This window comes from Sphingopyxis sp. LC363 (genome assembly GCF_000756385.1).
GTDB lineage: Bacteria > Pseudomonadota > Alphaproteobacteria > Sphingomonadales > Sphingomonadaceae > Sphingopyxis.
In genome coordinates this window covers 12,377-24,735 of sequence record NZ_JNFC01000072.1, presented here as the reverse complement: position 1 = coordinate 24,735, position 12,359 = coordinate 12,377, and the positions used below count along the sequence as shown (strand labels likewise).

Here is a 12,359-nt window from a genome sequence, read left to right as displayed (position 1 = left end):
CGGCAGGAGGCATAACCGATCAGGCGATAACGTTACGCGATCCGGGGCAGTTCGTTGAACTGGTGGAACGGCGGCGGGCTCGACAGCGTCCATTCGAGCGTCGTCGCGCCTTCGCCCCACGGATTGTCGGCGGCCCGCTTGCCCGCGAACAGCGAGTAGAGAATGTTCGCGAAGAAGATCAGCACGCCCACGCCCATGATCACATAGCCGTAAGACGAGATCAGGTGCCAGAAGGCATAGGCTTCCGCATAGTCGGGGTACCGGCGCGGCATGCCCTGCTGGCCCAGGAAGTGCTGGGGGAAGAACAGGACGTTCACGCCGATGAAGAAGATCCAGAAGTGCAGCTGGCCCAGGAACTCGCTGTACATCCGGCCCGACATCTTGGGGAACCAGTAATAGAAGCCGGCGAAGAGCGAGAAGACCGCGCCCAGCGACAGCACATAGTGGAAGTGCGCGACCACATAATAGGTGTCGTGCAGGTTGGTGTCGACGCCGCCGTTGGCGAGCACGACGCCGGTCACGCCGCCCACGGTGAACATGAAGATGAAGCCAAGCGACCAGACCATCGGGGTCTTGAAGCTCATCGAACCGCCCCACATCGTCGCGATCCAGCTGAAGATCTTGATACCCGTCGGGACCGCGATGACCATCGTCGCCGCGGTGAAATACATCTTCAGGTTCACGCTCATGCCGACGGTGAACATGTGGTGCGCCCACACGATGAAACCGACGACGCCGATTGCGACCATGGCATAGGCCATGCCGAGATAGCCGAACACCGGCTTGCGGCTGAAGGTCGAGATGATCTGGCTGACGATGCCGAAACCCGGCAGGATCATGATGTAGACTTCGGGGTGGCCGAAGAACCAGAAGAGATGCTGGTAGAGGACGGGATCGCCGCCGCCGGCCGCATCATAGAAGGTGGTGCCGAAGTTGCGGTCGGTCAGCAACATGGTGATCGCCGCGGCAAGCACCGGCAGCGCGAGCAGCAGCAGGAAGGCGGTGACGAGCACCGACCATACGAACAGCGGCATCTTGTGCAGCGTCATGCCCGGCGCGCGCATGTTGAAGATGGTGGTGATGAAATTGATCGCGCCGAGGATCGACGCCGCGCCCGCGAGGTGGAGCGAGAAGATCGCCATGTCGACCGCCGGCCCTGCCGAGCCGCTGGTCGACAGCGGCGCATAGACCGTCCAGCCGGTACCGGCGCCAAGCCCGCTGCCGCCGGGGACGAACATCGATCCGACGAGCATGACGAACGCGACCGCGGTCAGCCAGAAGGAGACGTTGTTCATGCGCGGGAACGCCATGTCGGGCGCGCCGATCATCAGCGGCACGAACCAGTTGCCGAAGCCCCCGATCATCGCGGGCATGACCATGAAGAACACCATGATCAGGCCGTGCGCGGTGATCATCACGTTCCAGAAATGCTTGGCCTGCACTTCGCCCGCCGATGCGTCGAAGAATTGCGCCCAGCCGACCAGATGCTGGATGCCGGGTTCCGCCAGCTCCCAGCGCATCATGCCCGAAATCACGCCGCCGACGATGCCGGCGACGATCGCGAAGATCAGGTAGAGGGTGCCGATGTCCTTGTGGTTCGTCGACATGAACCAGCGGACGAAAAAGCCCGGCGTGTCGTGGTCGTCATGCGCGTGATCGGCATGGCCGTGCGCGGGTGCAGTCGCTGCGATATCGGTCATCTGTCGGACCCCTTGTTAATTCTTGGCGGCCGGCGCGGCGGCGGGAGCCGCTGCGGGCGCAGCTTCGGTCGTGGCGGGAGCCGGCGTCGCGGGCGCGGCCGCCGGCGCGACGGCGGGCGCCGTCGTGGTGGCGGCCGGCGCGGCTGCGGGCGCAGCGGCGACCGGACCGGCGGGGTTGCCGCCCTTCGAGCGGACCCATGCTTCCCACTTGTCGACCGGAAGCACTTCGACGGCGATCGGCATATAGCCGTGATCGACGCCGCACAGTTCCGAACACTGGCCGTAATAGACGCCGACCTTGTTCGCGGTGAAGGTCGTTTCGTTGGCGCGGCCCGGGACCGCGTCCATCTTGGTCCAGAAGGCCGGAACCGCGAAGCTGTGGATGACGTCGGCGCCGGTGATGATCAGCTTCACCTGGCGGCCGACGGGAACGACCATGCGGTTGTCGACGGCGAGGTGATAGGGCTCGCCCGCCGCCTCGGCCTTGTCCTTGGGCAGTATCTTGGAGACATATTCGCCGATGCCCTGGTCGGGATAGGCATAGCCCCAATACCATTGATAGCCGGTGACCTTGATCGTCAGCGCGTCCTTCTTGGGCGGTTCATATTGCGCCGCGAGCAGACGGATCGACGGAACGGCGATCACCGCGAGGATCAGCACCGGAATCGCGGTCCAGATGATCTCGATAAAGGTGTTGTGCGTCGTCTTCGACGGCACCGGATTCGCCTTGGCGCGGTAGCGGAACATCGCCCAGAGCAGAAGCCCGAGAACGATCAGCGTGATTATCGTGATGACGGGCAGCAGGATGACATGGTTGAACCAGTAAGCCTGTTCGCCGATCGGGCTGACCTGCGGCTGGAAATCGATGCCCGCATCGACCGGCTGGCCGACGCCGGGGGTCGGCTTCATCGGCACATAGGTGGCATCGCCCGCCGAAGCCGCGGCGGTCGTCGCCGCCGGGGCGGCCGCATCGCTGGCGGCCGGAGCCGGATTCGCCGGAGCCGTTGCGGCGGGGGCTTCGGCCGGCGCCGCAGCCGGTGTTGCCGGCGTTTGCGCATGACCGGCGCTCACCGCGCCGAGCGACAAAGCCGCCGCAATTACAAGGGTTTTCAAGCTCTTCATAAGGATAGTGCCGCCCGTTGCCTGTTGTATTTATGATGCCCCAGCCTGCCCTTCCCCGCTGCCGGACATGCGCCCGCGCAGCCATCGGACAGGCTGAATCTCGCGGGCGCTATAGACCCGCTTGCCGCTTGCCTCAAGCATCTCTAACACTATTTTGCGGCTGGCAAATCTTCGCCGCTTAAACCCGCTCGCCCGCCACGGGCGGCGCACAGGACAAAAGAATAATCCTTCATGACCGACGATGAAATCCTGGCCGAATTCCGTGCCGCCGACGCCTTGCTCCAAGGCCATTTCCTTCTTTCCTCCGGCCGCCACAGCGAATATTATCTGCAATGCGCGCGCGTGCTGATGGATACCGAGCGCGCCGGGCGGCTCGCCGCCGCGCTCGCCGCGAAGCTGCCGCGCGACCTTCGCCAGGCGATCGACATCGTCGTGTCGCCCGCGATGGGCGGCGTCATCATCGGCCATGAAATGGGCCGCGCGCTCGGCAAGCCCGCGATCTTCGTCGAGCGCCCGACCGGAACCTTCGAACTGCGCCGCGGCTTCGCGATCGATCCCGGCGCGAAAGTGCTGATGGTCGAGGACGTCGTCACCACCGGCCTCTCGTCGCGCGAGGCGATGGACGCGGTACGCGCCGCCGGCGGCGAAGTGGTCGCCGAAGCCGCGCTTGTCGACCGCTCGGCGGGCAGCGTCGAACTCGGCGTGCCCTTCTATCCGCTCGTCGCGATCAATTTCCCCACCTATGCCGAGGACGAACTGCCCGAGGCGCTCGCCGCGACCGAAGCGGTGAAGCCCGGCAGCCGGAGCAAGGCGGCTTGACCGGCCCCGCCTCCTCGCGCCTGCGGCTCGGCGTCAACATCGACCATGTCGCGACGATCCGCAACGCGCGCGGAGGCGAGCATCCCGATCCGGTGCGCGCGGCAGAGATCGTCGCCGCGGTCGGCGGCGACGGCATCACCGCGCATCTGCGCGAGGATCGCCGCCATATCCGCGACGACGATCTCGCGCGCATCCAGGCCGCGACCGACCTGCCGCTCAATCTCGAAATGGCGGCGACCGACGAAATGCTCGAGATCGCGCTGCGCCACAAGCCGCACGCCGCGTGCATCGTCCCCGAAAAGCGCGAGGAGCGCACGACCGAGGGCGGGCTCGACGCCGCGGGCCAGCACAATCACCTCGCCCCCATCGTCGCGCGCCTCAACGACGCGGGCATCCGCGTCAGCCTGTTCATCGAACCCGACCCGCGCCAGATCGAGGCCGCGATGCGCCTCCGCGCGCCCGTCGTCGAATTCCACACCGGCCGCTACGCGCATGTCGAGGGCGAGGAACGCGCCGCCGAACTCCGCCGTCTCGCCGACGCCGCCGCGCTCGCGTGGAAGAACGGCATCGAACCGCACGCGGGCCACGGCCTCACCTATGACAATGTCGTCCCCGTCGCCGCGATCCCGCAACTCGCCGAACTCAACATCGGCCATTATCTGATCGGCGAGGCGATCTTCACCGGGCTCGAAGATGCGGTGCGCCGGATGCGCGCGCTGATGGACGAGGCGCGAGGGTGAGTGTGAGTGTGAGTGTGAGTGTGAGAAATAACCGTCGCCCCCGCAAAGGCGGGGGCCGTTGTCGGCTTGTCACGACAGCATGGTCCAAGGCCGACAGCGGCCCCCGCCTTCGCGGGGGCGACGGCCTGTCGGGGCCGTCATGATCATCGGCCTCGGCTCCGACCTCTGCAATATCGAGCGCATCCAGAATTCGCTCGACCGTTTCGGCACCCGCTTCGAAAATCGCGTCTTCACGGATATCGAGCGCGCGAAGGCGGCGCGCCGTCCCTTCACGCGCGCCGGAACCTACGCCAAGCGCTTCGCCGCGAAGGAGGCCTTTTCCAAGGCCGTCGGCACCGGCTTCAAGCGCGGCGTGTTCATGAAGGACATCGGCGTCGTCAACGCCCCCTCGGGCGCGCCGACGCTCGCGCTGACGGGTGGTGCCGCCGACCGCCTCGCGCAGATGGTCCCGTCGGGATATCGCGCGCACATCCATCTGACGCTGACCGACGACCATCCGTGGGCGCAGGCCTTCGTCATCATCGAAGCAATCAAGGACTGACATTTTCATGGCGAAGCGTGGTTCGAAAAACAGGGCGAAGGACGACGGCTGGGGCAAGCTGATCCGCGATATCGTGGTGATATTGCTGCTCGTGCTCGGCATCCACAGCTGCGTCGCCAAGCCCTTCTATATCCCGTCCGATTCGATGATGCCGGTGCTGCGCAACGGCGACCGGCTGATCGTCAGCAAATATCCCTATGGCTGGTCCTATTCGTCGGTCAGCTTCCACCTCGCGCCCAAGGTCGAGGGACGGATCTTCGGCAAGCTGCCGCAGCGCGGCGACATCGTCGTGCTTGAACATCCGGTGACGCGCATCGACTATATCAAGCGCGTGATCGGCCTGCCCGGCGATACGATCGAGCTCCGCAACGGCGAACTCAGCATCAACGGCAAGCCGGTGAAGCGCGAGGTTCAGCCGATGCTCACGATCCCGGTCGATTCCAACCTGCCCGGCCCCGACAGCAGCCTGTTCCGGTTCGTGAACCGCGACGCGGGCGGCAAGCCCGTGCTCGAACTCCCGATCGTCCGCGAAACCCTGCCCGGCGGCGCCACTTTCGACACGATCGACATGGGGCCCGGCTATGCGACCGACGATTATGGTCCCGTCACCGTGCCTGCGGACCATCTGTTCCTGATGGGCGACAACCGCGACGGTAGCGCCGACAGCCGCGTCGACACCAGCCAGAAGGGGCTCGGCGGTCCCGTACCCTTCGACGCGATCGCCGGGCGCGCGGAGATCATCAGCTTTTCGACCGACGGAACCGCCGAATGGTATAATCCCTTGAGCTGGTTTGGCGCGCTCCGATCGGGCCGCGCGGGAACCGATCTGCGCCCGGAACGTCAAGGCGAATAGGACAACAGGGAGCAACCATGGCGGCGACACGAAAACCGGCGGCCACACGCACCGCCGCCTCTGCCGCCGCCAAGGCCGAGGCGCACCGCGAAGCCCCCGGCCCCACCGAAATCCGCAGCCAGCTCGTCCGCGCCGAACTTTTGAAGGCGGGTGTCTGGCTCGGCCTCGCGTTGCTCATCGGCGTGTGCATCGTGCTCATCCAGCCGATCCTGCTGATTTTCGCCGGCATCGTCATGGCATCGATGCTCGACGGCGGCGCCCGGCTGCTCGGCCGCGTGCTGCCGATCGCGCGCGGCTGGCGGCTACTCATCGTGTGCCTTTCGCTCCTCGCCTTCCTCGGCTGGACGATCCTGTTTGCTGGGTCGCAGATCGCCGATCAGGCCGCAACGCTGCAAACCGTCGTCATGGCGCAGATCGAACGCATCGCGGCCTGGGCGAGCGACCATGGCATGGGCAGCTTCCAACTCGATACCAAGACGATCACCGAAAATATCGCCGGCACCGTCGGCCGCGTCACCGCGGCGGTCGGCACCGTTCTCGGGGGCCTCACCAGCCTCGTGATGATCGTCGTTCTCGGCATCTTCATCGCGATCGAACCGCGTCTCTACGAGCGCGGCGTCGCGTGGATGCTGCCGATGAAGGCCCGCGAGAATTTCTATATCACCACCGCGCGCATGGGCTTCACGCTCCGCCGCCTGATGGCGGGCCGCCTGCTCGGTATGCTCGTCGAAGGCATCGGCACCTGGCTCGCCTGCATGGCGGTCGGCATCCCGATGGCGGCGTTGATGGGGCTGCTCACCGGCCTCCTCGCCTTCATTCCCAATATCGGCGCGATCGTGTCGGGCGTGTTGCTCGTCCTCGTCGGCTTTTCGGCGGGGACCGACACGGGACTCTATGCGATCCTGATCTATCTCGTCGTCCAGACGGTCGACGGCTATCTGATCGTCCCGATGGTCGCCAAAAAGACCGTCGACCTCGCCCCCGCGCTCGTGCTCGGCGCGCAGATTCTCTTCGGCACGCTGCTCGGACTGATGGGCCTGTTCCTCGCCGATCCGATCGTCGCGATGATCAAGGTCGCGCTCGAACGCGAGGCCGAGCGCAACGCCGGTGCGGCAGACTGGAAGACGACCAGCTAGCAAACCCCACAATCGTCATCCCGGCGAAGGCCGGGATGACGGAATAAGGATCAGGGCTGCGGCGCACCCGGCGGCGGGCCCGCCGGACCACCGGGGGCGCCCTGCATCATCTGTTGCTGCTGCATCTGCTGCATCTGCTGCTGCATCGCGCGAACCTCGGCCTCCGAGCGGAAGTCGAGCAGCGTGACGGCGAAGTGCAGCGTGCTGTTCGCGGGGATCGGCCCGACCGCGCGGTCGCCATAGCCGAGCTGCGGCGGAATCGTGATCTTGTATTCGCCGCCCTTCTGCATCCGCGTCAGCGCCTCGGAAAAGCCCGGGACGACCTGCGCGACCTGCATCGGCGCCTGTTCGTTGGCGTCGAAAACCGTGCCGTCGTCGAGCTTGCCTTCATATTTGACCAGCACGACATCGGCCTTCGTCGGGCTCGGCCCGGTGCCGGCCTTGACAACCTCGAACCCGATGCGCGGGGTCATATGCCAGGCAAAAGCAGCGCCCGCGACCAGCAGCGCGGCGAGGCCGAACCACATCAGCCACAGCCCGCCCTTGCTCACCGGACGCAATGGAACCGTCGTTACGCTCATCTTGGCTAATCCTTCCGCTGCCCCGGCCGGGGCGAAAATGCTGGCGAGGCCTATAGGCGGTGCGGCGCGGACCGGTCCAGAGGCAATTGAGCATCAGAAGCGCACGCGAGAGAATGTCGGCATTGGGGTGGGAAGCGGACGTTGCCATCCTCCCTGTGGCGAAGCCATGGGGAGGGGGACCGTCGCCGTAGGCGATGGTGGAGGGGCGGCGACGGTGCGTCATTGCCCCTCCGTCAGCGCTTCGCGCTGCCACCTTCCCATCGCTTCGCGACAGGGAGGATCAAATGACTGCTTCCGGTCGAAACCCGCCATCCCGCTCCGCACAAACGAAAAAGGGCGCCGCGTTGCCGCGGCGCCCTTTTCACGAACGGGATCCCGAACGGGAGACGGTCTTACTTGATACCGTCGCGCTCCATCCGCTTGCGCTCCATCTTGCGGGCGCGGCGGACGGCGGCGGCGTGCTCGCGCGCACGCTTTTCGCTGGGCTTCTCGTAGTGACGGCGCAGCTTCATTTCGCGATATACGCCCTCACGCTGCAGCTTCTTCTTGAGCGCGCGAAGGGCCTGGTCGACATTATTGTCGCGAACGATGATCTGCATACGCCGTGTCGTCTCCTGTTCGTCAAAACGGTTCGGGCCACCGGTGCGTCCGGTCCGCCGTAAACCGCCGATATTCGGGCAATAAAAAGAGCGCCGCGAAAGCGCGACGTTCCGATGCTGCGCCAACTAAAGGGATTCGCGCCGAAATGCAAGCCCAAAGGCGGTGAACCGCGCCGGTCGCATCGCCGGACCGCCCTGCCCTCGCCGGGATTGTGCCCGGCCGGTGGCTTGTGGCATAGGTAGCAGGACGAAACCAATCAATATGTAAGGGACAGGCCATGGCGACCCAGCTCAAGCGCAACAGCAAATATAGCGAAGCCGAATGGACGGCGCGGCAGGAACTCGCCGCCTGCTATCGCATCTTCGCGATGATGGGCTGGGACGAGATGATCTTCAACCACATTACGGTGAAGGTCCCCGACGAGGACGGCGCCTTCCTGATCAACCCCTATGGCATGCACTTCAGCGAAGTGACCGCGTCGAGCCTGATCAAGATCGACATCGACGGCAACAAGCTCGACGAAGACAATCCCTGGCACGTCAACAAGGCGGGCTTCGTCCAGCACAGCCTGTTCCACCGCGTCCTGCCCGACGCGCATGCGATCATCCACACGCACACGACCGCGACGATGGCGGTCTGCGGGCTCGAAGGCGGGCTCCAGCCGACCAATTTCTATGCGTGCAACTTCATGGGCCAGCTCGCCTATCATGACTTCGAGGGCGTGACGGTGCGCGAGGAAGAGGGCGAGCGGCTCGTCAAAAACCTCGGCGACAAGCGCATCCTGATGCTGCGCAACCATGGCCCCGTGGTGATGGGCAAGTCGCTGACCGACGCCTTCATCAAATATTGGGCGCTGCAGCGCGCGTGCGAGATCCAGCTCGCGACGATGAGCATGGGCAAGCCGGTTCTCGTCGACGAGGAGGTGATCAAGGTCCACCAGCGCGACCTCTATATGGCGGCGATTCCGGGCCAGTCGGGCAAGGCCGAATTCGACGCGATGGTGCGCAAGGTCGACAAGATCGATACGAGCTGGCGTGACTAATCCGCTCGCTGCGCTAACAGGGGCGGCATGACGCGATTCTCGGTCAACGACCGCCCGGTCGAATATCGCATGGACCCCGAAACGCCCCTTCTGTGGGCGCTGCGCGACGCATCGAACCTGACGGGGACCAAATATGGCTGCGGCACCGGCGATTGCGGGGCGTGCACCGTCGACATCGACGGCGAGGCGATTCGCAGCTGCCTCGTCACGATTGCCGAGTGCGAGGGCCGTTTCGTCACGACGATCGAGGGGCTCTCGCGCGACCGCAGCCATCCGGTCCAGCAGGCGTGGGTCGCCGAGCAGGTGCCGCAATGCGGCTTCTGCCAGTCGGGGATGATCATGTCGGCGGCGGCGCTGCTGCGCGCCAACAGCAACCCGAGCGATGCCGAGATCGACGCCGCGATGACGGGCATCTGCCGCTGCGGCACCTATCCGCGCATCCGCACCGCGATCCGTCTCGCCGGCCGCGTGATCCGCGGCGAGGAACGCATCGCCGCCGCCCCGCCCCCCGGCATCCGTCCCGAGGACGCCGCGCGCGCCGTGCCCGCGGTGCGCCCGCCGCGCGGCAGCTGAATGCGCGCGTTCATCTAGCTGAACCGGAGGCAACGACGCGGTCAGCCATCGATCATCTTGCCAATGGTAAGAATCGATTCATCATCCCGGCTGGCGTCTCCAGCAAACGGGACTTGAGTTGGAGAATGGCGAGATGAAGAAGATGTTCGGAGGGTTGCTGATCGCGGCGACGATCCTGACCCCCATTGCCCCGGCGGCCGCGCAGGCGGCCGGCGAAAGGGTACAGATCGCGCAGCGCGGCGACCGTGGCGACCGGGGCCCGCGCGGCCCCGAAGTGCGGCGCGGCGGCAACCGCGGCGGCGAAGCCCGTCCGCAGCGCCAGCGCAGCGAGCAACGGCAGGTCCAGCGTCAGCAGCGCAGCGAAATGCGGCAGCGCAGCAATGATGAGCAGCGTCAGGCGCAGCGCCAGCAATGGCGACAGCGCGGCGATAATGAGCAGCAGCGCCAGGCTCAGCGCCAGCGCAGCGGAGTCTACGACCGCAACAACGATGGCCGTATCGATCGCCGGTGGGACCGTAACCGCAACGGTCAGGTCGATGGGCGGTACGATCGCAACGACAATAATCGCGTCGACCGGCGTTACGACCGCAATCGCAACGGCGACCTCGATCGTCGCTGGGATCGCAACAACAACAACCGCATCGACCAGCGCGACCGGCGTTACGATCGCAACCGCGACGGCCGGATCGATCGGCGGTACGACCGCAACAACAACGACCGCGTAGACCGGCGCTATCGCGACGGCCGCCACGACCGCTGGGATCGGAACCACAATCGCTGGAACCGCGACTGGCGCAGCGACCGCCGCTACGACTGGCGCAGCTATCGCGACCGGAACCGCAGCTATTACCGCCTGCCCCGCTATTACAACCCGTATCGCGGCTATGGTTATACGCGCTTCAGCATCGGCTTCACGCTCGGCTCGCTCTTCTACGGCCAGCGCTACTGGATCAACGATCCGGGCTATTACCGCCTGCCGCCCGCCTATGGGGGCTATCGCTGGATCCGCTATTATGACGACGCGCTTCTGGTCGATACCTATTCGGGCGAAGTGGTCGACGTGATCTACGATTTCTTCTGGTAATATTCCTTTCGGTTACCCGAAGACAAACTGAGGGGCCGGTTCGCCGGCCCCCTTTTTTGCATGGCTGCTTGCGACCGAACCTAGCCGTCGCCCCCGCGAAGGCGGGGGCCGCTGTCGTTTTACACAATGCCGCTGAGTAAGGCCGCTAGCGGCCCCCGCCTTCGCGGGGGCGACGGCTGTGGAATGTCCGCTCTTCACCCCAAAGCAGACATTTCTCACCCCCCCTTGCCCTTCCCCGCCCGCTCCGCCACGATGGCGCGATCAAACAGGGGAGACTTCATGCGTAAACTGGGAATGGTCGCGGCAGCAACGCTGGCGCTGCTCGGAACGACCGCGCACGCGAAAACCACGGTGATCTATGCAGCCCGCATCATCACCGACGCCAGCAAGCCCACTGGCGGTCCCTCGACCGTCATCGTCACCGACGGCCGCATCACCTCGATCGCTCCCGGCCGTGCCGGAGCCCCCGCGGGCGCCGAAATCGTCGACCTCGGCGACAAGACCTTGCTTCCCGGCCTCGTCGACCTCCACGTCCACCTGACCGGCGACCCGGGCGGCGACTATCGCAGCGAAGCCGTCGATCCCGACGAATGGGGCGTCGTCGTCGGCGCCAAGAACGCCGCGATCACCTTGCGCGCGGGCTTCACGACGGTGCGCGAGGCCGGATCGGCGCAATATACCGCCTATGCGCTGCGCCGCGGCACCGCGAACGGCTTTATCGAAGGACCGCGCATCGTCGCCGCGGGTCCGGCGCTGTCGATCATCGGCGGCCACGGCGACGTCACCGGCTTCCGCGAGGATGTTCACGACGTGCTCGATCAGGGCTACACCTGCACCGGCGCGCTCGAATGCGCCGAAAAGGTCCGCAAGGCGTCGCGCGCGGGCGCCGACGTCATCAAGATTACCGCGACCGGCGGCGTCCTGTCGCAACAGGCGCGCGGGCTCGAGGGCCATTTCACCAGCGCCGAACTGCAAAGCATCGCCGACACCGCGCACTCGCTCGGCCTCAAGGTCATGGCGCACGCGCATGGCGCGGGCGGCATTACCGCGTCGGCCGCCGCGGGGATCGACAGCATCGAACATGGCACCTTCGCCGACGATGCGACGCTGAAAGTGATGAAAGCCAAGGGCACCTATCTCGTCCCCACGCTGATGGCGTTCGAGGGGATCCGCGAACGGCTCGGCAAGGGCATCTATACCCCGACGGTCGAGGACAAGGTGCGCATGACGCTGAACGATGTCGGCAAGGCGGTGACGCGCGCCAAGGCGCTCGGCGTCCCCATCGCCTTCGGCACCGACGCGGGCGTGTTCGAACATGGCCGCAACGGCGGCGAGTTCGCGCTGCTGGTCAAATATGGCCTGACCCCGCGCGAAGCGCTCGCCAGCGCCACGACGGTCGCCGCGGAGCTGCTGTCGATGGAAAGCGAGATCGGCCGCATCGCGCCCGGCATGTCGGCGGACATGATCGCCGTGAGCGGCGACCCGCTCGCCGACGTCACGGCGCTCGAAAAGGTCGACTGGGTGATGGCGCGCGGCCGCATCGCCGACTGAGTATCGGCCGCCGCGCC

13 protein-coding genes are annotated in these 12,359 nt (G+C 65.8%); 9 read left to right on the top strand and 4 right to left on the bottom strand.

Features of this window, described 5'->3' with window-relative positions; genetic code table 11:
- Nucleotides 1-32 precede the first annotated feature (32 nt).
- Complete coding sequence (gene ctaD, locus FG95_RS18615; RefSeq protein ID WP_037557804.1) at nucleotides 33-1,700, bottom strand: cytochrome c oxidase subunit I; 1,668 nt, start codon at nucleotides 1,698-1,700, stop codon at nucleotides 33-35.
- 15 nt (nucleotides 1,701-1,715) lie between these two features.
- Nucleotides 1,716-2,822, bottom strand: a complete 1,107-nt coding sequence (coxB, locus tag FG95_RS18610) for a cytochrome c oxidase subunit II (RefSeq protein WP_037557802.1) — start codon at nucleotides 2,820-2,822, stop codon at nucleotides 1,716-1,718.
- A gap of 231 nt (nucleotides 2,823-3,053) precedes the next feature.
- Here coxB and pyrE point away from each other — a divergent pair, with 231 nt between their 5' ends.
- From pyrE to FG95_RS18585, 5 genes are all read left to right on the top strand, one after another.
- Complete coding sequence (pyrE, locus tag FG95_RS18605) at nucleotides 3,054-3,641, top strand: orotate phosphoribosyltransferase (protein ID WP_037557801.1); 588 nt, start codon at nucleotides 3,054-3,056, stop codon at nucleotides 3,639-3,641.
- Nucleotides 3,638-4,381, top strand: coding sequence for a pyridoxine 5'-phosphate synthase (locus FG95_RS18600; protein WP_037557799.1), 744 nt, complete (start codon nucleotides 3,638-3,640; stop codon nucleotides 4,379-4,381). Before pyrE ends, FG95_RS18600 begins: the two co-directional genes overlap by 4 nt.
- Before the next feature lie 139 nt (nucleotides 4,382-4,520).
- Nucleotides 4,521-4,922, top strand: coding sequence for a holo-ACP synthase (gene acpS, locus FG95_RS18595; RefSeq protein WP_037557798.1), 402 nt, complete (start codon nucleotides 4,521-4,523; stop codon nucleotides 4,920-4,922).
- 7 nt (nucleotides 4,923-4,929) lie between these two features.
- The gene (gene lepB / locus FG95_RS18590; RefSeq protein WP_037557796.1) at nucleotides 4,930-5,775 is read left to right on the top strand and encodes a signal peptidase I; all 846 of its coding nucleotides are present in this window, start codon (nucleotides 4,930-4,932) and stop codon (nucleotides 5,773-5,775) included.
- A 17-nt stretch (nucleotides 5,776-5,792) separates the two neighbouring features.
- Nucleotides 5,793-6,911, top strand: a complete 1,119-nt coding sequence (locus FG95_RS18585; protein WP_037557794.1) for an AI-2E family transporter — start codon at nucleotides 5,793-5,795, stop codon at nucleotides 6,909-6,911.
- A 50-nt stretch (nucleotides 6,912-6,961) separates the two neighbouring features.
- Here FG95_RS18585 and FG95_RS18580 read toward each other — a convergent pair whose 3' ends face one another.
- Both FG95_RS18580 and rpsU read right to left on the bottom strand, forming a co-directional pair.
- The gene (locus FG95_RS18580) at nucleotides 6,962-7,492 is read right to left on the bottom strand and encodes an FKBP-type peptidyl-prolyl cis-trans isomerase (RefSeq protein ID WP_037557793.1); all 531 of its coding nucleotides are present in this window, start codon (nucleotides 7,490-7,492) and stop codon (nucleotides 6,962-6,964) included.
- Nucleotides 7,493-7,884: 392 nt separating this feature from the next.
- Nucleotides 7,885-8,091, bottom strand: coding sequence for a 30S ribosomal protein S21 (gene rpsU, locus FG95_RS18575; protein ID WP_037510267.1), 207 nt, complete (start codon nucleotides 8,089-8,091; stop codon nucleotides 7,885-7,887).
- Between the two features lie 278 nt (nucleotides 8,092-8,369).
- On the opposite strand from rpsU, the gene FG95_RS18570 reads away from it, so the two are divergent.
- From FG95_RS18570 to FG95_RS18555, 4 genes are all read left to right on the top strand, one after another.
- Nucleotides 8,370-9,134, top strand: a complete 765-nt coding sequence (locus FG95_RS18570; RefSeq protein WP_037557791.1) for a class II aldolase/adducin family protein — start codon at nucleotides 8,370-8,372, stop codon at nucleotides 9,132-9,134.
- Nucleotides 9,135-9,161: 27 nt separating this feature from the next.
- Nucleotides 9,162-9,707, top strand: a complete 546-nt coding sequence (locus FG95_RS18565; protein WP_037557789.1) for a (2Fe-2S)-binding protein — start codon at nucleotides 9,162-9,164, stop codon at nucleotides 9,705-9,707.
- Between the two features lie 133 nt (nucleotides 9,708-9,840).
- Nucleotides 9,841-10,791 (top strand): RcnB family protein, encoded by a 951-nt coding sequence (locus FG95_RS18560; protein ID WP_037557954.1) that lies wholly within the window; start codon nucleotides 9,841-9,843, stop codon nucleotides 10,789-10,791.
- A 279-nt stretch (nucleotides 10,792-11,070) separates the two neighbouring features.
- A complete protein-coding gene (locus FG95_RS18555; RefSeq protein ID WP_037557787.1) occupies nucleotides 11,071-12,342 on the top strand; it encodes a metal-dependent hydrolase family protein in 1,272 nt (423 codons plus the stop codon).
- Nucleotides 12,343-12,359: the final 17 nt, after the last annotated feature.

Coding starts and splice junctions, on each gene's coding strand:
- lepB (WP_037557796.1), top strand. CDS start 4,930: ATGGCGAAGCGTGGTTCGAAAAACAGGGCGAAGGACGACGGCTGGGGC.
- ctaD (WP_037557804.1), bottom strand. CDS start 1,700: ATGACCGATATCGCAGCGACTGCACCCGCGCACGGCCATGCCGATCAC.
- pyrE (WP_037557801.1), top strand. CDS start 3,054: ATGACCGACGATGAAATCCTGGCCGAATTCCGTGCCGCCGACGCCTTG.
- FG95_RS18570 (WP_037557791.1), top strand. CDS start 8,370: ATGGCGACCCAGCTCAAGCGCAACAGCAAATATAGCGAAGCCGAATGG.
- FG95_RS18555 (WP_037557787.1), top strand. CDS start 11,071: ATGCGTAAACTGGGAATGGTCGCGGCAGCAACGCTGGCGCTGCTCGGA.
- FG95_RS18585 (WP_037557794.1), top strand. CDS start 5,793: ATGGCGGCGACACGAAAACCGGCGGCCACACGCACCGCCGCCTCTGCC.
- FG95_RS18565 (WP_037557789.1), top strand. CDS start 9,162: ATGACGCGATTCTCGGTCAACGACCGCCCGGTCGAATATCGCATGGAC.
- acpS (WP_037557798.1), top strand. CDS start 4,521: ATGATCATCGGCCTCGGCTCCGACCTCTGCAATATCGAGCGCATCCAG.
- coxB (WP_037557802.1), bottom strand. CDS start 2,822: ATGAAGAGCTTGAAAACCCTTGTAATTGCGGCGGCTTTGTCGCTCGGC.
- FG95_RS18560 (WP_037557954.1), top strand. CDS start 9,841: ATGAAGAAGATGTTCGGAGGGTTGCTGATCGCGGCGACGATCCTGACC.
- rpsU (WP_037510267.1), bottom strand. CDS start 8,091: ATGCAGATCATCGTTCGCGACAATAATGTCGACCAGGCCCTTCGCGCG.
- FG95_RS18580 (WP_037557793.1), bottom strand. CDS start 7,492: ATGAGCGTAACGACGGTTCCATTGCGTCCGGTGAGCAAGGGCGGGCTG.